Raw genomic sequence first — 22012 nt, forward strand, 5'->3', positions numbered from 1 at the left:
CGTGAGGAGGGCGGGGCTCAATGGGCCTTCACCCCGAGGAAGCGGTCGCGCGCCGCCTCGTCGCGCGCGAATTCCGCCGCGTCGGCGTGGTAGGCGATCCGGCCGAGCTCGAGGATGTAGTGGCGGTCGGCGAGGCTGGTGCAGACGGCGAGGTTCTGCTCGACGAGCAGGATCGGCACGCCCGCATCCCGGATCAGCCGGATCTGCGCCACGATCTCCTCGACGATGACCGGGGCGAGGCCCTCGACCGGCTCGTCGAGCATCAGGAGCTTGGGGCCGTTGAGCAGGGCGCGGGCGATGGAGAGCATCTGCTGCTCGCCCCCCGAGAGCTGGGCGCCGCCGTTGCGGCGCCGCTCCTCCAGCCGCGGGAAGATCCGGTAGACGTCCCGGATCGACCAGGGCGAGCCCTTGCGCACCGCGATCCTCAGGTTCTCCTCGACGGTGAGCAGGCCGAAGATGCCGCGATCCTCGGGCACGAGGCAGAGGCCGGCCTTCGCGATGCGGTGGGGCGCCCAGCCGGCGATCTCGGCGCCGCCGAAGGTGACCCGGCCGCTGCGCGGCGGCAGCAGGCCGCTGACGCTGCGCAGCGTCGAGGTCTTGCCCGCGCCGTTGCGGCCGAGCAGGCAGACGATCTCGCCGCTGCGCACCTCCAGGCTCACGCCCTGGAGGATGTGGCTCTTGCCGTAATAGCCGTGGACGTCGTCGAGACGCAGCGCCGTCCCAGCGCCGACCCCCCCGCTCATCGCAGGTCCCCCGTGATCATGTTGCCGAGATAGGCGCGGCGCACCTCCGGGTCGTCGCGCACCGCCGCCGGCCGGCCCTCGACCAGGACCTGGCCCGCGCGCATCACCGTGACGGTGTCGCTGATGTTCATGACGATGCCCATGTTGTGCTCGATGAACAGCACCGTGTGGTCGCGGCCGAGGTCGCGGATCAGGTCGGTCATCGCCCCGATATCGTCGGTGCCCATCCCCGAGGTCGGCTCGTCGAGGAGGATCACCTTGGGCCGGGCCGCCATCGCCATGCCGACCTCGAGGCGGCGCTGCTGCCCGTGCGAGAGCTCGCCCGCCGCCCGGCCGGCGACGGCCCCGAGATCGAGGCGCTCCAGCAGCGCCCGCACCGTGTCCTGGGCCGCGTCGCGCTCGGGCACCCGGCGCCAGGGCGCCAGGGCGGGCCAGGGCGTGCGCCCCTGCGCGGCGAGCCTCAGGTTCTCGCGCACGCTGAGCGTCGCGAACAGGCTGGTGACCTGGAACGAGCGCGCGAGGCCGAGCCGCACCCGGTCGTCGTCGCGGGTGCGGGTGATGTCCCGGCCGCCGAGGGCGATGCGCCCGCCCGCCGCGCGGACGCGGCCGGTGAGCGCGTGGAACAGGGTGGTCTTGCCCGCCCCGTTCGGCCCGATGATCGCGTGGACGCTGTTGGCGCGCACCCGCAGGGTCACGTCCTTGAGCGCGACGAAGCTGCCGTAGCGGACGCCGAGCCCCTCGGCGGCAAGCGCGGGCTCGAAGTCGGGCGCGGGGGAGGGTGCGGTCACGGGCGGCTCTCCTCCGGCACGGCGCCCTCGGCGGGCGCGCGCGTCACGAGCGCGGCGGCCCGCTCGACCAGGCCCCAGAGGCCGCGCTGCATGAACAGGGCGATGGCGATGAGGAGGGCGCCGAGCAGCAGGAGCCAGCGCGGCCAGATCGCCGAGAGGAGGTCGCCGGCGACGAGGTAGAAGGCCGCGCCGAGCACCGAGGCGAACAGGTTGGCGCCCCCACCGATGATCGTCATGATCAGCAGCGTCTCGCTGGTGTGGTACTCGATGTTCGACAGCGGCGCGACGCCGATCAGCATGGCGTGCAGCGCGCCCGCGAGCGCCGTGACCGCCCCCGAGATCGCGAAGGCCGCGACCTTGAAGGCGCGCACCGGGAAGCCGATGGCGCTGGCCCGGGCCTCGTTGTCGCGGATCGCGAGCAGCGTGCGGCCGAAGGTCGAGAGGGCCACGCGCTGGAGCACGGCAAAGAGCGCGAGGAAGAGCACGGCGACATAGGCGTAGTAGGACCACGGGTCGGAGAGCGCCCGGCCGCCGAGCCGCGGGCGCGGCACGTTGAGCAGGCCGTTGTCGCCCCCGGTCAGGTCGCTGAACGTGTAGGCCAGGAAGTAGAACAGCTGCGAGAAGGCGAGCGTCAGCATCACGAAGTAGACGCCCTGCCGCCGGATCGAGAGCCAGCCGACCGCGGTGGCGGTGGCGGCCCCGACCAGGGCGACGGCCGGCAGCATCAGGGGCGCGGGCCAGCCGGCGCGCAGCAGGAGGAGGCCGCCCGCATAGCTGCCGAGCCCGAAGAAGATGCCCTGCCCGAAGGAGAGCAGCCCGGTATAACCGAGCAGCAGGTTGCAGGCGGCGGCGGCGAGCCCGTAGATCAGGATCTCGCTGGCGAGCGTGCCCGAGCGCAGGACGAGCGGCAGCACGAGCACGGTGATCGCGGCGAGGGCGAAATGGACGAGGGGGCGTTCGAGGAGGCGGGTCATCGCGGGCTCCCTCACGCGCGTCCGAACAGGCCGCGCGGCATCATCACGATGATCCCCGCCATGCCGAGATAGATCATCAGCCGGGCGCCCTCGGGCCAGAGCGTCGCCATCAGGCTCTGGGCGATGCCGACCGCGAGCCCCGCCGCCAGAGCGCCGGCGTAGCTGCCCATGCCGCCGATCACCACGACCACGAAGGCGATGCTCAGCGCCTCGACGCTCATGAACGGCTCGACGCCGCGGATCGGCGCGGCGAGCGCCCCGGCGAGCCCCGCGAGCCCGGCGCCGAGCCCGAACACCGCCGTGTTGATGCGCCGCGTGTCGTAGCCGAGGAGCGCCATGTCCTCGGCCGATTCCGAGCCGGCGCGGACGATCGCGCCGAGCCGCGTGCCCTCGAGCAGCCACCACAGGCCGCCGGCCAGCACCGCCGTGAACGCGATCACGAAGAGCCGGTATTCGGGGTAGACGAAGTCGCCGAGGATGACGACGCCCGACAGGCCCTCGGGCGGCGCGACATTGCCGCCGATCGGCCCCCAGACGATGATCACGATCTCCTGCACCACCAGGGCGAGGCCCACGGTGGCGAGGATGTGGAAGGTGTGCGCCTGCTTGTAGACCCGCCGCAGCAGCACCGCCTCGGTCAGGGCGGCGAGCGCCCCGACGACGAGGCAGGCCAGCGGCAGGGCGAGCCAGAAGCTCACCCCGCGCTCGACCATCTCGTAGGCGAGATAGGCGCCGAGCATGTAGAACGCCCCGTGCGCGAAGTTCACGAACTGCAGCAGCCCGAAGATGACGCTCAATCCCACCGCGAGCAGGAAATAGAGCATCCCCAGGCCGATGCCGTTGAGGATCTGGAACAGGTAGGTCACGCGCGCCTCTGGGCGGATGGAGCCGGCAAGCGGTGCCGGAGCGCCCCCGAGCCAGTTCGAAGGCGCGTCGGGACGGGGACCGGAAGCCTCAGGTCATCTTGCACTCGGCCGCTTCGGGCGAGAGGAACGACTTGCCGGAGCTGACGATGTCGACGAAATCGTCCTTGTCGGCCATCTTCGCCTTGGGCTTGCCCTTGAGCAGGTAGTAATCCTTGATGACCTGATGGTCGGCGGCGCGGATCTCCTCCTCGCCGGTGAGGCCGGAATATTTCAGGCCTTCGAGCGCCTTGGTCACCGCCGGCCCCTCGGTCGAGCCGGCCTTGGCGGCGGCGTCGAGCAGGAGCTTGCTGAGCAGGTAGGAGCCGGCGAAGGAGTAGTTCGGGCTGAACTTGCGCGTCTCGCGCACCTTGGCGACGAGGGCCTTGTTCAGGGGCGTGTCGACGCCGTGCCAGTACTGGGCGCCGAAATAGATGCCCTCGCAGAGGTCGGGGCCGAGCGCCTCGAACTGCTCCAGGCCCGACGCCCAGGCGAGCACGATGGTCATGCGCTTCTTCAGGCCGAAGCTCACCGCCTGCCGCAGGGTGTCGGAGGATTGCGAGCCGAAGCTCAGGATCAGCAGCACGTCGGGCTTGGCCGCGATGGCGTTGGTCAGGTAGCCGCTGAACTCCTTCTCGGCGAGCGAGTGGTAGCTGTTGCCCACATGCTCGATGCCCTTCTCCTGGAAGACCGCCTTGGCCGCGCTCAGGAGCCCCTCGCCGAACACGTATTGCGGCGTGATCGTGTACCAGCGCTTGGCCTGCGGCATCTGCGCGATCAGCGGGCGCACGGTCTGGGCGATCGCCCCGTAGGTGGGCACGCTCCAGCGGAAGGTGCCGCGGTTGCACTCCTTGCCGGTGATCTCGTCGGCGCCCGCGGTGGTGAAGAACACGCCGCCGCCATTCGTCACCTCCTTGCCCATCACGAGCGCCTCGGAGGAGAGGATGCCGCCGGCGAAGAGCCGCGTGCCCTCGGCCATCGCCTCCTGCACCCGGCGCGCCGCCGTCGCGGGCTTGCCCTCCGTGTCGAGGTCGCGCGCCACGACCTTCCGGCCGAGCACCGTGCCCGCTTCCTCGGCGGCGAGCGCCGCGCCGAGCGCCGCGAACTTGCCGTTCGCCGCGAAGGCGCCCGACATCGGCAGGGGCGCCCCGACGACGAGGTTGCCCTCGGCGGCCGCGGCGCCGCGCATCAGCGGCGGCGCGCCGAGCGCGGCGGCGGCGAGGGCGGTCTGGGTGAGGAATGCACGACGGTCGAGCATGGGGCCTCCGCAACGGCGTCAGGTCAGATAACCATCCGAACTATACGCATCGATTGTGCCGAACGGATACGGGCCGCGCCAGGGAGGGCCGTGACAACGCGGCCGGGCCTGTTGTCCCGCTCCGCGAGATGGCGGAGATTGTGCGGCGCGTGAGGGTGCCGCCCGCGGGGCGGGCTGAGGTGCGGCCATTTCCGGAGAGCTTCCCGCCGCGGCGACCCTGAGCCGCCTCGACCTCAAGACGCTGCGGCTCTTCGCGGCGATCTGCGAGGAGGGCACGCTCAACGGCGCCGCCCGCCGTGCCGCGATCGCCCCCTCGGCGGTGAGCAAGCGGCTGGCCGAGCTGGAGCTGACGCTGGGCTGCACCCTGATGGTGCGGGAGCCCCGGGGCATGCGCCCGACGCCCGCCGGCGAGACCCTGCTGCACCATACCCGGCGCATGCTGGCGAGCGCCGAGCAGATCGCGCTGGAACTCGCCGAGCATGCCCGCGGGGTGCGCGGCTTCGTGCGGATGCTGGCGAACCTCTCGGCGATCGTGCAGTTCCTGCCCGAGGACCTGCAGGCCTTCCTGGCGGCGCAGGAGCGCATCCGGGTCGATCTGGAGGAGCGCCCGAGCGGCGGGGTCGTCGCCGGCGTGGAGGAGGGCGCGGCCGATCTCGGCATCTGCGCCGGCAGCACCGACACTCGCTCCCTCGTCGCCCACCGCTACCGCGGCGACCGGCTGGTCCTGGTGATGCCGGCCGGGCACCCGCTCGCCGGGCGGGAGGCGGTGTCCCTGTCCGAGACCCTCGACTACGACCATGTCGGCATGCATGCCGCGAGCTCGATCTACGCCGCGCTCCGCGACGAGGCGCGCCGCCTCGGCCGCCCCTTGCGCCTGCGCATCCACGTGCCGAGCTTCGACGCGATCTGCCGCATGGCCCAGGCCGGGATGGGGCTCGGCACCGTGCCGGAGGGGGTTTACGCGCTGCTCGGGCCCCCGATGCGGCTCACCGCCGTGCCGCTCACCGACCCCTGGGCGCAGCGCGCGCTCACCCTCGTGGTCCGTCCGGGCGCCCTGCCCCCGGCCGCCGCCCTGCTGCTCGAGCACCTGCGCACCGCCGGACCGTGAGGCGTCGGGCGGCTATGGCGGAGGGCGCGCGAGGCCGTTTCCGGTGCGTCGCTTCGGCCGACCACACGCGCCCCCCTCTCCCCGCCGGGCGGGGAGAGGCCTGCCTGCACCTCGTCGTGCAGGCAGGGAGCGGAGGCGAAGCCGGAGCGGCGGTGAGGGGGTGATTCCGGACGAGGCTCTGTCGGAATCGCCCCCTCACCGTCGGCTGCCGCCTCGCCGCGCCGACGACAGGGTCGTCACGGCCCTCTCCCCGCAAGCGGGGCGAGGGGATCCGCTGCGATCCCGCGCGAACAGGCCTCTACGGCTGCGCGGACCAGACGTTGATCACCCGCATCGCCGCCGGCTCGGCGCCGTTGCGCGCCTCGGCCGAGACCGGGGCGAGATTGCGCGGGGCGTTGCGCTTCATCCGGGCGAGCACGCGGCGCGCCTCGTCCGCGGGCAGGGCGCCGACGGGCGTGACCATGGCGGCGAGCTGCTGGCGGGTGCGCCGGTCGACGAGGCGGGACGTCTGGGCCGGCTCGAAGTCGCGCATCGTGTGGCGCTTCTCCACCGGGCCCGTGAAGACCTGCGGCCCGCTCTTCAGGATGACGATGTCGCCGGGGCGCAGGGTCTCGTCCTTCATCAAGGCCGCGGCCGGCCCCTGGGACATGTCGAGCGGGGTCTGGCGGTCGGTGATCTTCACCTTGAGCGGCTCGGATTTCGGCAGGGCGGCGTAGCGGGTGCGCAGGCGCTGGCGCGTCGCGCCGCGGTCGTGCCGGCGATAGGGGACGTAGCCGCCATAGCCCCCCTGGACCTGCGGTTGCATCTGGGGCTGGGGCGCCTCCTGCCGGGCCCGGCCGAACAGGGCCTCGAAGAAGCCGACCTCCTGGGCGTGGGCGCCGCTCTGGGCCGCCGTGCAGGCCATCAATCCAAGCGCGGTCAGCGCCAGGGCGGCGCGGCGGGGGCTTGTCGGGAGCATCCGGGTTCTCCGTGGCGCGGTGACGCGGGCGTCGCTCAAGCGCTCAACGGGAAGTTGACCTCGGCAGTTCCGAAACTTTCAGCTTTCGTTAAGCTCCGGAAGCCGGGAACCGTCAGGCCGGCGCGGCCTGCTCGCCCTCGCCGATGCAGTCGAGGGCGCGCTCCACGGCGCTCACCGCGTCGAGGAGATGCTGCACGGTGCGCTCGACCTCCAGGGCCGGGCGGCCGGTGGCGGAGGCGCGGGCGCAGACGTCCTCGAGCTGCTCCAGCAGGGTGAGGAGGTCTCCGGCGACGGCCACGACCTCGCAGCGGGCGAGCTGCGCGACGGGCGGGCGCTGGCGGAAGGGCACGACGTTGCTCATCGCCGACGGTTCTCGCTCGAATCCGCCCGGATTCGCCAGGGGGCGGGGCGCCTCCTCCACACGATTGCCGGGAGCCGGTGCGGCAAAGTCGCGGGCGTGGTGAGTTTTCCGTGGCCGCATCACCTCAGTTGCGCGCCGACGCGTTCACCGGTCCGCGCCTCGGCTTGACCGCGCGCCGCGCGCGGGCCACTCGGCCCGACCCGACCTGCTGCGCGGCCTCACGGATGCCGGCTTCGCGCGCGACGATCCCGTTCCAGATTCCCACCACGAGGCCCTTTCGCGATGCGCTTCCTCCTCCTTCCCATCGTCCTGCTGACCGGCCTCGGCCTCGCCGCCTGCAGCAGCACCGAGGGCTCGGACAGCCGCAGCGGCTTCTCCGAGCAGTTCAGCACGGACAATTTCCGGCGCTCCAGCGACACCAACGGCACCCAGACCCGCCGGGACGTGAACCGCGCCTACACCCAGCCGAGCCTGCCGACGATCGGCAACCGGGGGTACTGAGACCAGAGTGCGATGAGATCGACTCATCGTACGATGCCCGCGCACCTGCGCGGCGGCGGCCGTCCGCCGGGCGCGTTGATCGCGACCAAGGGTCGGGATCAACGCACTTCGGTATGAGACGCCGCCCTCCCCCTCGGCGGGGGAGGGCGGACCGCCTCAGCGCCGCGACACCGCGTCGGCGAAGGCGACGATGCGGTTGCGGGCGTAGGTGGGCAGGCCGGCGCTGATCGAGCTGCCGGTGTTGAAGCTCGAATTGCCCATCAGCACCTGGGCCGGGAGCAGGTTCTTCAGCACCGGCACGCGGGCATATTCCGCCTTGCGGTCGAGCACGTCCGCCTTGATGGCGAGCGCCATGTAGGTGGTCACCACCGTCTTCTGCGGATCGCCCGGCATGGGCTGGAACACCGCCAGGAACTTGCCGAAGCGCAGGATCTGGTTGACCCAGAAGATGGTCTGCTCGATGCCGCCGGTCACCGGGGTGGCGAGCTTGGTGAGCCCGGAGAGCGCGGCGGCCTGCTCCGGCGGCAGGGTGTGCAATTCGCTCTGGAACGAGACGTACTCGGCGATCTTCTTGGACGAGCCCTCCTCCAGCTTGTTGGCGAGCTTCACGCCGAGCGGCAGCTTGCCCTCCAGGTCGTAGCGGGACTCGATGCAGGTGCCGGCATCGCACCAGGGCCGGTCTGGGCGGCGGGCGAAGGCGGCGGCCGGGTCCTTGGTCGGCGTCACCTCGGCGGCGCTCAGCGTCTTGTGCTTGATGACCGGGTCCATCCGCTTGACGAAGTCGAGGTTCGCGAAGGCGTTGAGGTCGATCGCCTCGGGGGGCCTTGCCACCACGAAGCGGCCTTCCGCCACGTAGACCTTCAGGGTCTCGTGGCGCTGCTTCGTCACCCCGTTCACGGTCTGGGCGTAGTCCGGCTCCTTGTAGCCGGGGAAGGGCGAGAGCGCGGCGGCCTCGGCCGGGCGCAGGCGCAGCCAGTCGAGATAGGGCACGAGGCCGCTCTCGGGGTTGGCCGGCTGGTCGCGGTGGTCGGTGAACAGGATGGTGCCGGGCTTCAGGGCCGCCGGATCCTGCCCCGCCACCGAGGGCACCTCCCTGATCCTGTCGGAGGCCACGGGCCCCTGCGCGGGCGTCTGCGGCGCGGTCTGGGCCAGGGCGGGGTGGGCGGCCAGGAGGGCGAGCGACAGGGTCGCCGGACGCAGCGTGTTCACGGGCATTCCTCGACAGGGATCGGGGGTTCAGTAGCGCGGGTCGTCGCCGAACAGGTAGTCCGGGTCGCGGCGGCGGGGCCGCGCGTCGTCGTCGTCGCCGAAGGGCGAGCGCTGGGTTCCGGGCCAGGGCCGGTAGCCGTCGAGGTCGCCTTGCGCGCGGCGGCTGCGCCCGGCCGGCCGCTCGCCGAACGGGTCGAGCAGGTCGGGCTCGGCGCGCCGCTGGCGGCCGCCGGACAGGCCGCCGAAGAAATCGCCCTGCACGTCGGCCCCGTCCTCGGTGCCGGCGAGGTCGCCGTCCTCGGCGTCGGGCCTGAGCGCATAGAGGGTCTCGCGCGGCACGAGGCGGTACTGCGTGTCGGCCACGCGCCCGTCGCCGCCCACCCGGAAATGCTCCATGAACCCGCCGCCGCGCTGGCCGCTGCGGGCATCGACGGCGATGTCGGCGATGAGCGGCCGCGCCTCGGGGGAGGGGCCGCGCAGCGGGGTCTTGGGCAGGCCGTTGGCCCAGGCCGCCTCGAAGATGCGGCCCGCGATCGGCACGGCGAGATGGCCGCCGGTCTGGCCGCGCCCGAGCGTCCGGCGGGTGCCGTCGGCATTGTCGTAGCCGACCCAGACCACCACCGAGACCTCGTTGGTCAGCCCGGCGAACCAGGCGTCGTTCTCGTTCTCCGAGGTGCCGGTCTTGCCCGCCACATAGGCGCCGTTGCGGGCGAGCGCCGCCGCGGTGCCGTGCTGGACCACGCCCTGCAGCATGGTCTTGAGCTGGTAGAAGGAGACCCGGTCGGCCGAGCCGATCCGCGCCGGCTCGCGCGCGGCATGGGTGTAGAGCGGCTTGCCGTCGCGCTCGACCGCTTCCAGCGCGTAGGGCGCGGGCCGCGCGCCCTCGTTCGCCACCGCGGCGTAGAAGCCGGCCAGATCCAGCATGCGCACCGGCTGCGCGCCGAGCACGAAGGGGTAGTAGGGCTCGCACTCGGCGTAGAGCTGGGCCTCGAGCGCGATGTCGCAGACCCGCTTGAGGCTCTGCGGCGCCTTCTCGGCGATGCCGCCCTGGAGGAGGCGGGCGGTGACGAGGTTCTTCGAGAATTCGAGGCCGCGCCGCAGGGTCACCGGGCCCGAGCCGCCGCCGTCGTAGTTCTTGGGCGACCAGGACTCGCCGACGCCCCCGATCGGCGGCAGCGTCACGGGGCTGTCCATCACCAGGGTGTTGGGCTGGAGCCCGGCATTGAGCGCCGCGAGATAGGTGAGGGGCTTGAGCGTGGAGCCGGGCTGGCGCACCGCCTGGGTCACCCGGTTGAGCTGGCTCAGCGGGTAGGAGAAGCCGCCGGCCATGGCGAGGATCCGGCCGGTGCGGTTCTCCAGCACCAGGGCGGCGCCCTGAACGGTCGGGCGCACCCGGATCTCGGCCCGCGGAGCCCCCTTACCCTCGCGCAGCTTCACCCGCACGGCGTCGTAGGGCTGGAGCTTGCCGCGGGCGATGCCCGGATCGAGGGCGGCCACGCGGCCGTCGGGCAGGCCGACCTTCACGCCGTTGCGGCCCGTCTCCAGCACCACGGCGAGCGGCCAGCGCACGTCGTAGAGCACCGGCCGGGCGCTCTCGAGCGCCCGCAGCCAGGCGGGCTTCGGGCCGACCGGCTTGGGGGCGACCGGCTTGGGGTCGATGGACTTGGGTCCGGCAGCCTTCGCCTCGGCCTTCCGTGTGGTTTTCCGGTCGCGCGGCGGCTCGGCGCCCGTCACGGTGGGGGCGGATTGCGGGGCGGCCTCGGGCGCGGGGGAAGCGGCCTCCAGGCGCCGCACGCTCTCGGCGAGGTTCAGCTCGGGGCCGCTCCAGCTCTGCCGCCCGGTGGCGCGCTCGTACGTGGCGAGCCCGTCCTGGAGCGCGCCCTCCACCGCCCGCTGCAGCCCGGCATTGATCGTGGAGCGCACCGTGTAGGAGGAGGCCGTCAGCGACTCGACGCCGGCGAGCGTGCGCGCCTCGCGGTTGAGGTAGTCGACCACGTAGAAGCCGCTGTCGCGCCGCGCCGTCTCGACCGGCTTGAGGCCGAGATCGGCCTTCACGGCCTCGGCCATCTGCGCCTCGGTGATCGCGCCCTCCTCCTTCAGGCGCGAGAGCACGTAGGCGCGCCGCTCGCGGGCGCGGTCGGGATACTTGTCGGGGCTGTAGAAGTTCGGGCCCTTGGGCATGCCGGCGAGCAGGGCGGCCTCCGGCAGGGTGAGCGCGCCCACCGACTTCCCGAAATAGGAGCGCGCCGCCATCTCGATGCCGTAGGCGCCCCGTCCCAGATAGATGCCGTTGAGGTAGAGCCCGAGGATCTGGGGCTTGGTCAGGATCCGCTCCAGGCGGGCCGCGACGATCATCTCGCGGATCTTGCGCTCGTAGGTGACGTCGTCGCCCACCGAGAGGTTCTTCACCACCTGCTGCGTGATGGTGGAGCCGCCCTGCGGCCGCCCGGGCGCGGCGAGGTTGCCGATGAAGGCGCGGATCACGCCGCGCTCGTCGATGCCGCGATGGCTCTCGAAGCGCTTGTCCTCGGCCGCGACGAAGGCCTTCTGAACGAGGCCCGGCACGCTCTCGATCGGCACGTTGAGGCGCCGCCCGTTGGCCTCGAAGGTCTCGGCGAAGGGCTTGCCCGCCCCGTCGAGGATCTGGGTCATGCCGGGCAGCGCCTTGTCGCGGAGCGCCTCCGCCGTGGGCAGGTTCTCGGTGGCCTTGTTGTAGAACGCGATCACCGCAGCCGCCTCGAAGGGGGAATTGGCCGGGTTCTCGCCCTTGCAGAATTGGCGGTAGCTCGTGTTGAGCTCGCCGATATCGAGCCCGTGCAGGATCTTCGGGGCGGAGGCCCCGGCCACCGCGCTCGGATCCTCCATCGCCGTCGAGATCAGCTCGTCGAGGTTGATGTCCTCGATGTCGAAGGCCTTGCGCATATGGGCGCAGCCGTCGCGCAGGATCTGCACGACCTGGGCGCCGTCCGTGGCCGCATCGAAGCGCGTCTTCACGGTCTCCGGCCGCGTCGTGACCTGGCTGAGGGTCAGCGCGGTCGCGAACAGCTTGATCAGGATGGTGTTCATACGATCCGGGTGCGGCGGGGCGCGGGGGTCCGTTCCCGGCCGCTCACGAGACAACGCCGGGGCGGCTGAACAGGGCCTGGACAACGCGGCTGTTTTAAGGAGGGCAGGGGGAACGGCAACGCTTTTCCCCGGGCGGGCGTTTGGGCCCCGAAGCCCCATGAACGTTCGGACGGAGCGATCGCAGCGCCGCCCGGATCTGACGCGGGTCCCCTCTCCCGTCCGGGAGAGGGCGCGCGTCGCGTCCGGCTCGTCAGGCTGCGCTTTGCCGGCGCCCTCGTCCGAGCGCCTTTCGAGCCCGAGTTGCAACGCCGCGGAGGCCCTCGTGATCACCGACCTCTGGTACAAGAACGCCGTCATCTACTGCCTGTCGGTGCGCACCTTCATGGATGCGAACGGCGACGGCATCGGCGATTTCGCGGGGCTGGAGCGGCGGCTCGACTACCTGCAGGGGCTCGGCGTCACCGCGGTCTGGCTGATGCCGTTCCAGCCCTCGCCGAAGCGCGACGGCGGCTACGACATCGCGGACTATTACGGCGTCGACCCCGATTACGGCTCGCTCGGCGATTTCGTGGCCTTCACCCATGCCGCCAAGCAGCGCGGCCTGCGGGTGATCATCGATCTCGTGGTCAACCACACCTCGGACCGGCACCCCTGGTTCCAGTCGGCGCGCAAGGACCCGGATTCGCCCTTCCGGGACTGGTACGTCTGGTCGAAGGAGAAGCCGGCCAATGCCGACGAGGGCATGGTCTTCCCCGGCGTGCAGAAGACGACCTGGACCTGGGACGGCGAGGCGGGCGCCTACTACTTCCACCGCTTCTTCGACTTCCAGCCCGATCTCAACACGGGCAACCCCGCGGTGCTGGCCGAGATCCTGAAGATCATGGGCTTCTGGATCCAGCTCGGCGTCTCCGGCTTCCGCATGGACGCGGTGCCCTTCGTGATCGCGCAGAAGGGGCCGGAGGTGAAGGGCGAGCCGCGGGAGCAGTTCGACATGCTGCGCGACTTCCGCGAGTTCCTGCAGTGGCGGAAGGGCGACGCGATCATCCTGGCCGAGGCCAACATCCTGCCGAAGCAGGATCTCGACTATTTCGGCGACGACGCCGACCGCATGCACATGATGTTCAACTTCCAGGTCAACCAGGCGAGCTTCTACGCGCTGGCCGCCCATGACGCGCGGCCCCTCGTCAAGGCGATCGAGCGGACCACGCCGCGCCCGGCCTCCTGCCAGTGGGGCACCTTCCTGCGCAACCACGACGAGCTCGACCTCGGCCGGCTCACCGAGAAGCAGCGCGCCACGGTCTTCGCGGAGTTCGGGCCCGAGAAGGGGATGCAGCTCTACGACCGCGGCATCCGCCGCCGCCTCGCGCCGATGCTCGACGGCGACCCGCGCCGGATCCGCCTCGCCTACGCGCTGATGTTCGCGCTCCCCGGCACGCCGGTGCTGCGCTACGGCGACGAGATCGGCATGGGCGACGACCTCGCCCTCAAGGAGCGGGACTGCGCCCGCACGCCGATGCAGTGGACGGACGAGCGGCATGGCGGCTTCACCGCCGCCGAGCGGCCGGTGATGCCGGTGATCGACCACGGCCCCTACGGCTACGCGCATGTCAACGTGGCCGGGCAGCGGCACGAGCGCGACTCCCTGCTCACCTGGATGCAGAGCATGATCCGGGTGCGCAAGGAGGCGCCGGAGATCGGCTGGGGCCAGGTCTCGGCGCTCCCCACCGGCCGGAACGCGGTGCTGGCGCTACGCTACGACTGGCGCAACAACACCGTCGTCTGCGTGCTCAACCTCGATCCGGGGCCGATCGAGGTCGAGATCGCGACCGGCGTGCCCGCGCCCGCGGGCGACCTCTTGATCGACCTCCTCACGGGCGAGCGCAGCGAGGCGGAGGCGAAAGGCCGCCACCGCCTCTGCCTGGAGGGCTACGGCTACCACTGGTTCCGGGTCGGCGGGCTCGACGCGCCCTTGAAGCGCACGCCGGCTTGAGAGCCTGCCCGACAGAGTCAATATGGTTAACGGACTCCAAGCTCGCGGGAGGCTTCAGAAGGGCAGCGGAAGACGTCGGAGTCCGTTAACCATAACCCAGGGCTACTTCCGGCCCCTCGCCGCCAACCGGCAACAAAGGCCTATCGACAAAGTCTGACTTGTTGCTTATGTTGTCACCAGTCGCGCCGACTCAAGCGCGGAGTGGGTGTTGCCGTGAGTGAGTTTCGGTCCCTAGTGGAGCGTCGACTGCGCGAGCTAGAAGCTCGTGCAAAGCCGTTAATCGCCCGCCGAGAAGAGCTAAAATCACAAATCGATAAATTAAATTCAGAATTAAATTCTATCTTTCCAGAAATTCAGGAAATCAACGCCGCAGCAAAGGCAATAGGAATTCAAGCAATAAATTTTTCTGAAGATCAGGATATTCGCCAGGAAGGCAGCTCCCCGTCGACAATGGGCGGCATTAGCATCAAACAGGCAATAAGACTTGTTTTGAACAGCAGTTATTCTGGATTAAATTCGAGCGATATACTTGACCGAGCAAATAAGGAATTTTGGGACGGCAATCTTGATCGCACAAGCTTCAGCCCGCAACTTAGCCGCATGAAACGTGATGGCGAAGTTGATCTGATAGACGGACTGTACAGAATTACCGCCCACGGGCGTGCAGCAGGGAATCTTCCCCTTCTGATAAGGCGCCGCCGTCGCCCGCGATATGAGCATATCGAGAATGAACCCTCCGATGTTAGCGCGTCGGGTGGCTCAGATGCTGGTTCAGACGAAAATCTTTCCGACTGAACTTTCAATCTCTCCTGCCTTAGTCGGCAAAAACGGCGGAGGACTTCATAGCCGGCAATTATGAGCTTGGAATAGCTCAATAGCTCAGACCGGTGTTAGCGCACCGGTCTGAGCCAGAACCATCAACCTCAATCTCTAACCGGCTTGGATAGAGACCGGAGAGCGACGGCCCCACAGCCTTAGATTCGCATCTTTGGTCGCCTCGTTCAAGCCGGCCCCTGCAATTCGCTTGTTCAGCGTGAAGGAGCCGTCATGGCCGAGTTTCCTTGTGACCGTCAGACTGCCTGCCACATCCTCCATGCCGTCCTCGTTCTCAGATGGAGTCAAGGTAAGGCTTCTCACTACTTCTGCGTCAACGGAGGCACGGTCTCCAAGATCGTGCGTGGTCTATCCCATAACGGCGCCGTGCCAATGCCGTTCCTGTCCAACGCAGCGATGTTCTGGCGCAGGTAATACTGGTCGCCTCATCTACGAGAGTGATGCCGACCTACTCAAAAGTGCGTCTCATCGCCGACAGGTTGTTGGCGATGAGCGTGTGGCAACAGCCTCCAAGGGTGGCCGCAAGCCCCATAACAGGGCAGGTGCCCTCGCCGGGCGATCCGGGCTAGAACGCGCCTCAGACGAACAGCGAGCAGACGCCCCATGCCCACGCCCCGCGCCGGGATCATCCCGGTCACGCCCTTCCAGCAGAACTGCACCCTGATCTGGGACGACGCGACCAAGGTCGGCGCCGTGGTCGATCCGGGCGGCGACCTCGACCGGATCGAGGCGACCATCGCCCAGCAGGGCGTCACGGTCGAGAAGATCCTGCTCACCCACGGCCATATCGACCATGCCGGCGGCGCGGCCGAACTGAAGGAGCGCCTCGGCGTGCCGGTGGAGGGGCCCCACGAGGCCGACAGGTTCCTGCTCGATTCCCTGCCGATGACCGGCGCCAATTACGGGATCGAGGACGCCCGCGCGGTGACGCCGGACCGCTGGCTCGACGAGGGCGACCAGGTCACGGTGGGCGGCCTCACCTTCGACATCCTGCACGCCCCCGGCCATTCGCCGGGCAGCGTGGTCTTCGTCTCCCGCGACGCCCGCTTCGCCCTCGTCGGCGACGTGGTCTTCAAGGGCTCGGTCGGCCGCACCGACCTGCCGGGCGGCAACCACGAGCAGCTGATCCGGGCGATCCGCGAGAAGGTGCTGCCGCTCGGCGACGACGTCGCCTTCATCCCCGGCCACGGGCCGACGGGCACGCTCGGCGAGGAGCGCGTCTCGAACCCGTTCCTGCAGGATTGACAGCCCTAACCGGGCTTTAACGCGAAGCGGCCAGAAATCGCAGTCCAAGCCTCGGTGCCGCGCCGGGAAACCGATGCAATTTCAAGGCTGAACCCCTATATCAGGCGGGTTCGACGAATCGCAGGCGAAGCCGCCCGGCAGGGCTGGGCGGAGCACGGCGAAGACCCCGCCTGCCCGAGGAATTTCATGGCCGACACTCCGCAGACTGACAACGACGCCTACGGCGCGGAATCGATCCGGGTCCTGAAGGGCCTGGACGCCGTCCGCAAGCGCCCGGGCATGTATATCGGCGATACCGACGACGGCTCCGGCCTCCACCACATGGTCTACGAGGTGGTGGACAACGCCATCGACGAGGCGCTCGCCGGCCACGCCGACCTCGTGACCGTGACGCTCAACGCCGACGGGTCCTGCACGGTGTCCGACAACGGCCGCGGCATCCCGGTGGACATCCACAAGGAGGAGGGCGTCTCGGCGGCCGAGGTCATCATGACCCAGCTCCATGCCGGCGGTAAGTTCGACCAGAACTCCTACAAGGTTTCGGGCGGCCTGCACGGCGTCGGCGTCTCGGTGGTCAACGCGCTCTCGGTCTGGCTCAAGCTCCGGATCTGGCGCAACGACACCGAGCACGCGATGGAGTTCGGCCACGGCGAGGCCAAGGCCCCGCTGGCCGTCGTCGGCCCCGGCAACGGGCGGCGCGGCACCGAGGTGACCTTCCTGCCGAGCCAGCTGACCTTCTCGATGGTCGAGTTCGACTATCCCACCCTCGAGAAGCGCCTGCGCGAGCTCGCCTTCCTGAACTCGGGCGTGCGCATCGTGCTCACCGACGCGCGCCATGCCGAGAAGAAGCGCGAGGAACTCTACTACGACGGCGGCATCGAGGCCTTCGTGCGCTACCTCGACCGCTCGCGCAAACCCATCGATGGGATGACCAAGCCCGTCGTCGTGCGCGCCGAGCGCGACGGCATCCGGGTCGAGGTGGCGTTCTGGTGGAACGACTCCTTCAACGAGACCGTGCTGCCCTTCACCAACAACATCCCGCAGCGCGACGGCGGCACCCACATGGCGGGCTTCCGCGCGGCGCTGACCCGGCAGGTCACCGGCTACGCCGAATCCTCCGGCATCACCAAGAAGGAGAAGATCTCGCTCACCGGCGAGGATTGCCGCGAGGGCCTCACCGCGGTCATCTCGGTGCAGGTGCCGGACCCGAAATTCTCCTCGCAGACCAAGGACAAGCTCGTCTCGTCGGAGGTGCGCCCGGCGGTCGAGAACGTGCTGAACGAGGGCCTCTCGACCTGGCTGGAGGAGAACCCGACCCAGGCCCGCTCCGTCGTCGGCAAGGTCGTGCTCGCGGCCTCGGCCCGCGAGGCGGCGCGCAAGGCGCGCGAGACCGTGACCCGGAAGGGGGCGCTCGACATCGCCTCGCTGCCCGGCAAGCTCGCCGATTGCCAGGAGCGCGACCCGACCAAGTGCGAGATCCTGCTGGTGGAGGGCGATTCCGCCGGCGGCTCGGCCAAGCAGGGCCGCGACCGCGCCTTCCAGGCGGTGCTGCCGCTGCGCGGCAAGATCCTGAACGTCGAGCGGGTGCGCGCCGACCGGATGCTGTCCTCGGCCGAGATCGGCACGCTGATCACGGCGCTGGGCGCCGGCATCGGCCGCTCCTCCACCGACCGCGAGGGCTTCAACCCGGACAAGCTGCGCTACCACCGCATCATCATCATGACCGATGCGGACGTGGACGGCTCGCATATCCGGACCCTGCTGCTGACCTTCTTCTTCCGCCAGATGCCGGAGCTGATCGACCGCGGGCACCTCTACATCGCCCAGCCGCCGCTCTACAAAGCCGAGCGCGGCCGCAAGGCGATCTACCTCAAGGACGAGCGGGCGCTCGAGGACTACCTGATCGACCAGGGCACGGAGGGGGCGGTGCTGCGCCTCGCCTCCGGCGCCGAGTTCTCGGGGCCCCAGCTCCGGACGCTGGTCGACGAGGCGCGCGCCTTCCGCGGCATCCTGCAGGGCCTGCATACCCGCTACGACCGCTCCGTCGTCGAGCAGGCGGTGCTTGCAGGCGCCTTCACGGCGCATGCGGCCGAAAGCCCTGGCGAGGCTGAGGTCCTCGCCGACATGACGGCCAAACGCCTCGACGCCATAGCCGAAGAAATCGAACGCGGCTGGGAGGGCGAGGCCTTCGAGGGCGGCTACCGCCTCAGCCGCACGCTGCGCGGCGTCCGCCAGGTCGCGGCGCTGGATTCCGGCCTGATCACCTCCCAGGAGGCACGCCGCCTCGCCGAGCGAGCCGACGCGTTCCGCGAGATCTACGGCGAGCCCGCGACGCTGATGCGCAAGACCGACGAGACCGCGCTGCACGGACCCGTCGGCCTGTTCGAGGCCGTGATGGCCTTCGGCCGCAAGGGCCTGTCCCTCCAGCGCTACAAGGGCCTCGGCGAGATGACCGCCCAGCAGCTCTGGGAGACCACCCTCGACCGCGACGTGCGCTCGCTCCTCCAAGTCAAGGTCAAGGACGTGACCGACGCCGACGACCTCTTCGTGAAGCTGATGGGCGACGTGGTCGAGCCTCGGCGCGAGTTCATCCAGGAGAACGCGCTCAGCGTGGCGAATCTTGACGTGTGATATTGCACTTCTGGGGGAAAGTGATTAGGCTGCCTTTCAAAGCGAATAGGCTGACCTATGAAAGCGATTAAGTGTTCTTCCCGGACATCATGGTGCGTTCAACGGGCAGCTGGCGTTCGAGACCGAGGGCGAAAAGAGCGCGCGCCATCCGTGGCGCTCGTTATAGCACGGAACAGGCGCAAGTGCCTACTTCCGACGTGAAAGCCAACGCCACCTTGAGATCTCACCTGGTTCGGGAGATCCACGGACAGTCGGCTGTCTTTGCTTAAAGGTAATCCGGCCCTTACGCGCAGGGAAAATAGCAAAGCTTGGTGAATAACGGCGCGGCCGCGGCATCCCCCGGATGCACCGCGCCCCGCCAACTACGCCCACCGGGAGGTACGTCGGCCGGAAATCGGCCTCTCGGCTTCACCCGTCGCCGAGCATTTCTCAACGAGCCAGGCTCGCTCTTGAACGGCAGGTCGCGCCCGTCCGTCGGATCGTTGATGATCCCGAAGTTCTCGCCAGGATCATAGAACACTCGACCGCAATCGAGGTCAGGTGCAAACGGCCCACCTTCGGTCAGGAAGTACGCTTCACCGTCGTGTCTGACGTAGAGGGGGACTCATCCCTCCGCTCCGTCACCATAAATACGCCCCTGCGGTTTCCGTGGCCGTTTCAGGCGTAGAAGCTGCTCGTGTCCACCTTCAGCCGTAGGATGACCGGCCCCGCGGGGGAGAGGCTGCCCTCGAACCGTCCTGGAAAGGTCTCCGATACCGTAAGGCCGTCCGCGCCGTTCCCGTAATTCAGGGTGCAATGGACGTTGATCGGGCCCTCGAAGCTGCCGGCACGCACCTTGATCTCGTCGGCGAAGACCTCGACGGAGTCGACGTGCGTGTGCGCCGACAGCGCGCCCAGGTCCCCCCAGGCTTCGGTCCCGGTCAGGTCGATCTCTCGCACGGCCGTTGCGACGGCCTGGAGGACAGCCGCATCCGTGCTTGCTGCGTCAGGGCCCGGCATGCAACCTCCTCAGAACACGGCGGCGCCAATGCCGAGACGCTGCCGATACTGCCAGCTCAGCGAGAGACATACGCCCTCAAGGCTAGCCCAGATATGGGCCGCATCGATGCCGAGGCTGAAGAGCTTGCGCTGGAAGCGCGACCGGACCCCTCGCGGTATGACGAAGCTGTTTTCAGCCAGTCCGCTCGGCATCCAGGGTTCGCTGGGCCTGGGATGGACGGAGAACAACCCGCGCTGGCTCGCAATCCTCGGGGCCGTCGTGGTCGGGAGCAGGAACCCCACGCGGTCGATCTCGAACGGGCCCGGTCCGCCCTCCGGATTTATGACGAGCGTGTCGTCCACCGGATAGGCGTAGATCACGGCATCGTCGTCCAGGGGGTCGCTGGAGACCGCGAAGAAGCACGCGACGAGTGGGTTGGTCGTCCAGTCCAGAAGGCGCGTCGGCAGCCCGAAATGCTGCCCCAGGGCCAACCAGTCCCAATCGGTCGCCCCGGGCAGCGCGACGTGCAACCGTGCCTCGCGCTTGAAGGCGCGGAACAGGTGCTCCTCGAACAGCGGGTCGTGGTTCGGCGTGCGGCCCGCGCTCGGCATACATAGGAATTCGCGGGACGCGCAGCCCCGAAAGACCCAGCGCGAGTGCATGCGCCGGTCCAGGAAGTCCTGGAAGGATTGCCAGGTCTCCTGCGCCGACTTGAGACGCTCCACGGTGTCCGCGGCCGAAGCCGAGCCACGCGGCTGGACCGGTTCCGCCGAGACGCCACGGATCGGTTTGGGAGGGGGTCGGGTCGGAGGTCTCATCGACGATGTCCGGTCGGGTCAGCGCATTCCGGCCAGGTGTGCGCGGTACAGGGCGGTCGTGAAGTCACGGGCGATCTCGCACGACATGCCCGCGTGCACCGCGAGGTCCGTCGCAGCCACCGCTTCCGCCAGGACGACCACCGGAACCCCGACGGCCCGGGCGTGCCCAATGACGGCGCTCGTTCCCGGGTCGCCGCCATCCGCAAGCGCGAGGACAGCCGTGCAGGCCCTCAGCCCGGCGAGCGCGGGACCGGCGCTCGCGGCAAGCCGCTCGCCGTACTCATGGAACGGCGAGAACACCTCGCTCCCGAGATCAAGAAGCCACCACCGTGCCTGGTCGAGGAGCCAGCGTTGAGGCAGCGTCGCCGCCGGTCCCGAAAGAAAGACCCGCCCCCCATGCGCCGTGTCCGGCTGCGGCACGAGAGCGCCCAAGGCATGCGGCGCCGGGAGAGGCAGGCGATGACCGTCGTTGAAATGGGCGACGCTGCGCGATGCCAGGTCGGCGGCCTCGACGGGGTCGAGCCGGCGCTCGCCCCAGTAGTGCGCGAAGGCGGCGCAGAACACGTCGCCGGAGCCGATCTTGAACCACGTGTCCGATATGTAGGCCGGAACCAGCCGCGGCTTCGTGTCACCGACATAGACGCTGGCGCCGCCGATGGCGTGGCGGGCGACGACGACCGAGGCGCCCTCATCGGCCATGATGCGTGTCGCCACATCCATCGCCGCCTGCGACGGATCCGCCGCAGCGAGCATGTAGTCCCTCACCACGTATGCCAGCTCGCCTGCCCGCGACCCCGACGCCGAGAAGGCCGCCTCGCGACTGTCCGACTGCGGGTCGTGGACCGCCCGGCCGGCCACGACCGTGGCCGGCCCCTCCAGCATCCCGAAGCTCAGCACGACGTCCCCGGAGACCGCGATGCGGGGCAGACCGGCCGACGCCTTGGGCACGGGCTCCTTGCTCAGGGGATGGTAGTACTCGAAGACGAGTTCCTTCTCGATCTCGACCACTTCGGCACGGACGCCGAACGACGCCATGGTCGCGCGTACGTCCGCCGCCCAACCCGAGTAGGCGTAGGTGTGCAGCACGGAGCCGGGCGAGAGCCCGCTCACGGCCACGGCGGCCCGGCCACCGGAACCGTAAATCCGGTCCCATTCCGGGTAAGCGCAGACCTCCCGGTAACTGCCGCCCACGATGATCATGGGTCGGTCCTCGACACCGTCACCACGCACCGCGTCGACGAGACCTCCTCGACATGGGCGACGAAGGACACCTCCCGCGCGAGGCAGTCGAGAAGCCGCGTCAGGCCCGGGAAGGCGGCGAGCGCGCCGACCACGGCGCCCTCGTCGTTCCGGCAGACCGCACCGACCGCGCCCCCCTCGTGGACCAGATCGACCCCCAGATCGTCGCCCGCGCGTACCCGGTCCGCCGCCTCACGACGCACCCCTACCAAGTCGACGGTGAGGTGGAGGTCGCAACCGTCGCCGGATCTCTGCAATCGCCGCGGTGCCCGCCCTCGCCGGCCCGGGGGTCCTCCCGACATGCCTCAAGGTCGTGTCCCTTGGCGTGGTGTAGCTCGTTGAGAGCCATCGCGATCACCGGCTTGGGCCGGGAGGATCAGGCTGCCAGGGTGGGCAGGCTGACGAGGG

At 69.6% G+C, this 22012-nt stretch carries 19 protein-coding genes; 6 read left to right on the plus strand and 13 right to left on the minus strand.

Annotated elements, in window-relative coordinates; genetic code table 11:
• Positions 1-17: 17 nt before the first annotated feature.
• From MTDSW087_RS21565 to MTDSW087_RS21585, 5 genes are all read right to left on the minus strand, one after another.
• Positions 18-743, minus strand: coding sequence for an ABC transporter ATP-binding protein (locus MTDSW087_RS21565; protein ID WP_144766943.1), 726 nt, complete (start codon positions 741-743; stop codon positions 18-20).
• Positions 740-1531, minus strand: coding sequence for an ABC transporter ATP-binding protein (locus MTDSW087_RS21570; protein ID WP_144766944.1), 792 nt, complete (start codon positions 1529-1531; stop codon positions 740-742). Before MTDSW087_RS21570 ends, MTDSW087_RS21565 begins: the two co-directional genes overlap by 4 nt.
• Positions 1528-2505 carry a branched-chain amino acid ABC transporter permease gene (locus MTDSW087_RS21575; protein ID WP_144766945.1) on the minus strand — a complete coding sequence of 326 codons (978 nt, stop codon included), beginning with the start codon at positions 2503-2505 and terminating at the stop codon, positions 1528-1530. Before MTDSW087_RS21575 ends, MTDSW087_RS21570 begins: the two co-directional genes overlap by 4 nt.
• An 11-nt stretch (positions 2506-2516) precedes the next feature.
• Positions 2517-3371 carry a branched-chain amino acid ABC transporter permease gene (locus MTDSW087_RS21580; RefSeq protein ID WP_144766946.1) on the minus strand — a complete coding sequence of 285 codons (855 nt, stop codon included), beginning with the start codon at positions 3369-3371 and terminating at the stop codon, positions 2517-2519.
• An 88-nt stretch (positions 3372-3459) separates the two neighbouring features.
• Positions 3460-4665, minus strand: a complete 1206-nt coding sequence (locus MTDSW087_RS21585; RefSeq protein ID WP_144766947.1) for an ABC transporter substrate-binding protein — start codon at positions 4663-4665, stop codon at positions 3460-3462.
• Between the two features lie 187 nt (positions 4666-4852).
• Between MTDSW087_RS21585 and MTDSW087_RS21590 the strand changes: the two genes are divergently transcribed.
• A complete protein-coding gene (locus tag MTDSW087_RS21590; protein ID WP_144766948.1) occupies positions 4853-5773 on the plus strand; it encodes a LysR family transcriptional regulator in 921 nt (306 codons plus the stop codon).
• A gap of 298 nt (positions 5774-6071) precedes the next feature.
• On the opposite strand, the gene MTDSW087_RS21595 is transcribed toward MTDSW087_RS21590, so the two are convergent.
• Both MTDSW087_RS21595 and MTDSW087_RS21600 read right to left on the minus strand, forming a co-directional pair.
• Positions 6072-6731: a hypothetical protein gene (locus tag MTDSW087_RS21595; RefSeq protein ID WP_144766949.1), complete on the minus strand. Its 660-nt coding sequence runs from the start codon at positions 6729-6731 to the stop codon at positions 6072-6074.
• Between the two features lie 112 nt (positions 6732-6843).
• A complete protein-coding gene (locus MTDSW087_RS21600) occupies positions 6844-7092 on the minus strand; it encodes a hypothetical protein (RefSeq protein ID WP_144766950.1) in 249 nt (82 codons plus the stop codon).
• Positions 7093-7374: 282 nt separating this feature from the next.
• On the opposite strand from MTDSW087_RS21600, the gene MTDSW087_RS21605 reads away from it, so the two are divergent.
• On the plus strand, positions 7375-7593 hold the full coding sequence (locus MTDSW087_RS21605) for a hypothetical protein (RefSeq protein ID WP_144766951.1): 219 nt from the start codon (positions 7375-7377) through the stop codon (positions 7591-7593).
• A gap of 156 nt (positions 7594-7749) precedes the next feature.
• Here MTDSW087_RS21605 and MTDSW087_RS21610 read toward each other — a convergent pair whose 3' ends face one another.
• Positions 7750-8802 carry a hypothetical protein gene (locus MTDSW087_RS21610; protein ID WP_238179121.1) on the minus strand — a complete coding sequence of 351 codons (1053 nt, stop codon included), beginning with the start codon at positions 8800-8802 and terminating at the stop codon, positions 7750-7752.
• A 27-nt stretch (positions 8803-8829) separates the two neighbouring features.
• Complete coding sequence (locus tag MTDSW087_RS21615; protein WP_144766953.1) at positions 8830-11868, minus strand: penicillin-binding protein 1A; 3039 nt, start codon at positions 11866-11868, stop codon at positions 8830-8832.
• 322 nt (positions 11869-12190) lie between these two features.
• On the opposite strand from MTDSW087_RS21615, the gene MTDSW087_RS21620 reads away from it, so the two are divergent.
• From MTDSW087_RS21620 to gyrB, 4 genes are all read left to right on the plus strand, one after another.
• Entirely contained in the window at positions 12191-13858 is a 1668-nt protein-coding gene (locus MTDSW087_RS21620) for an alpha-amylase family protein (RefSeq protein ID WP_144766954.1), read from the plus strand.
• 213 nt (positions 13859-14071) lie between these two features.
• A complete protein-coding gene (locus tag MTDSW087_RS21625; protein WP_144766955.1) occupies positions 14072-14653 on the plus strand; it encodes a hypothetical protein in 582 nt (193 codons plus the stop codon).
• 642 nt (positions 14654-15295) lie between these two features.
• Positions 15296-15937 (plus strand): MBL fold metallo-hydrolase, encoded by a 642-nt coding sequence (locus MTDSW087_RS21630; protein ID WP_144766956.1) that lies wholly within the window; start codon positions 15296-15298, stop codon positions 15935-15937.
• A gap of 186 nt (positions 15938-16123) precedes the next feature.
• The gene (gene gyrB / locus MTDSW087_RS21635; RefSeq protein WP_144766957.1) at positions 16124-18568 is read left to right on the plus strand and encodes a DNA topoisomerase (ATP-hydrolyzing) subunit B; all 2445 of its coding nucleotides are present in this window, start codon (positions 16124-16126) and stop codon (positions 18566-18568) included.
• Positions 18569-19225: 657 nt separating this feature from the next.
• Here the strand turns inward: gyrB and MTDSW087_RS21645 are convergent.
• The 4 genes from MTDSW087_RS21645 to MTDSW087_RS21660 all read right to left on the minus strand — a co-directional run bounded on the left by MTDSW087_RS21645 (position 19226) and on the right by MTDSW087_RS21660 (position 21861).
• Complete coding sequence (locus MTDSW087_RS21645) at positions 19226-19567, minus strand: pPIWI-associating nuclease domain-containing protein (protein WP_012454400.1); 342 nt, start codon at positions 19565-19567, stop codon at positions 19226-19228.
• Between the two features lie 9 nt (positions 19568-19576).
• On the minus strand, positions 19577-20272 hold the full coding sequence (locus MTDSW087_RS21650) for an FRG domain-containing protein (protein ID WP_238179119.1): 696 nt from the start codon (positions 20270-20272) through the stop codon (positions 19577-19579).
• Between the two features lie 111 nt (positions 20273-20383).
• Positions 20384-21565, minus strand: coding sequence for a hypothetical protein (locus MTDSW087_RS21655; RefSeq protein WP_144766958.1), 1182 nt, complete (start codon positions 21563-21565; stop codon positions 20384-20386).
• The gene (locus MTDSW087_RS21660; RefSeq protein ID WP_238179118.1) at positions 21562-21861 is read right to left on the minus strand and encodes a hypothetical protein; all 300 of its coding nucleotides are present in this window, start codon (positions 21859-21861) and stop codon (positions 21562-21564) included. The genes MTDSW087_RS21655 and MTDSW087_RS21660 overlap by 4 nt, the downstream gene beginning before the upstream one ends.
• Positions 21862-22012: the final 151 nt, after the last annotated feature.

It is taken from the genome of Methylobacterium dankookense, from assembly GCF_902141855.1.
Lineage (GTDB): Bacteria > Pseudomonadota > Alphaproteobacteria > Rhizobiales > Beijerinckiaceae > Methylobacterium > Methylobacterium dankookense.

Excerpts from the sequence above, each read along its gene's own strand:
- MTDSW087_RS21565 (WP_144766943.1), bottom strand. The coding sequence starts at position 743 with ATGAGCGGGGGGGTCGGCGCTGGGACGGCGCTGCGTCTCGACGACGTC.
- MTDSW087_RS21575 (WP_144766945.1), bottom strand. The coding sequence starts at position 2,505 with ATGACCCGCCTCCTCGAACGCCCCCTCGTCCATTTCGCCCTCGCCGCG.
- MTDSW087_RS21585 (WP_144766947.1), bottom strand. The coding sequence starts at position 4,665 with ATGCTCGACCGTCGTGCATTCCTCACCCAGACCGCCCTCGCCGCCGCC.
- gyrB (WP_144766957.1), top strand. The coding sequence starts at position 16,124 with ATGGCCGACACTCCGCAGACTGACAACGACGCCTACGGCGCGGAATCG.
- MTDSW087_RS21615 (WP_144766953.1), bottom strand. The coding sequence starts at position 11,868 with ATGAACACCATCCTGATCAAGCTGTTCGCGACCGCGCTGACCCTCAGC.
- MTDSW087_RS21600 (WP_144766950.1), bottom strand. The coding sequence starts at position 7,092 with ATGAGCAACGTCGTGCCCTTCCGCCAGCGCCCGCCCGTCGCGCAGCTC.
- MTDSW087_RS21595 (WP_144766949.1), bottom strand. The coding sequence starts at position 6,731 with ATGCTCCCGACAAGCCCCCGCCGCGCCGCCCTGGCGCTGACCGCGCTT.
- MTDSW087_RS21630 (WP_144766956.1), top strand. The coding sequence starts at position 15,296 with ATGCCCACGCCCCGCGCCGGGATCATCCCGGTCACGCCCTTCCAGCAG.
- MTDSW087_RS21605 (WP_144766951.1), top strand. The coding sequence starts at position 7,375 with ATGCGCTTCCTCCTCCTTCCCATCGTCCTGCTGACCGGCCTCGGCCTC.
- MTDSW087_RS21645 (WP_012454400.1), bottom strand. The coding sequence starts at position 19,567 with ATGCCGGGCCCTGACGCAGCAAGCACGGATGCGGCTGTCCTCCAGGCC.
- MTDSW087_RS21655 (WP_144766958.1), bottom strand. The coding sequence starts at position 21,565 with ATGATCATCGTGGGCGGCAGTTACCGGGAGGTCTGCGCTTACCCGGAA.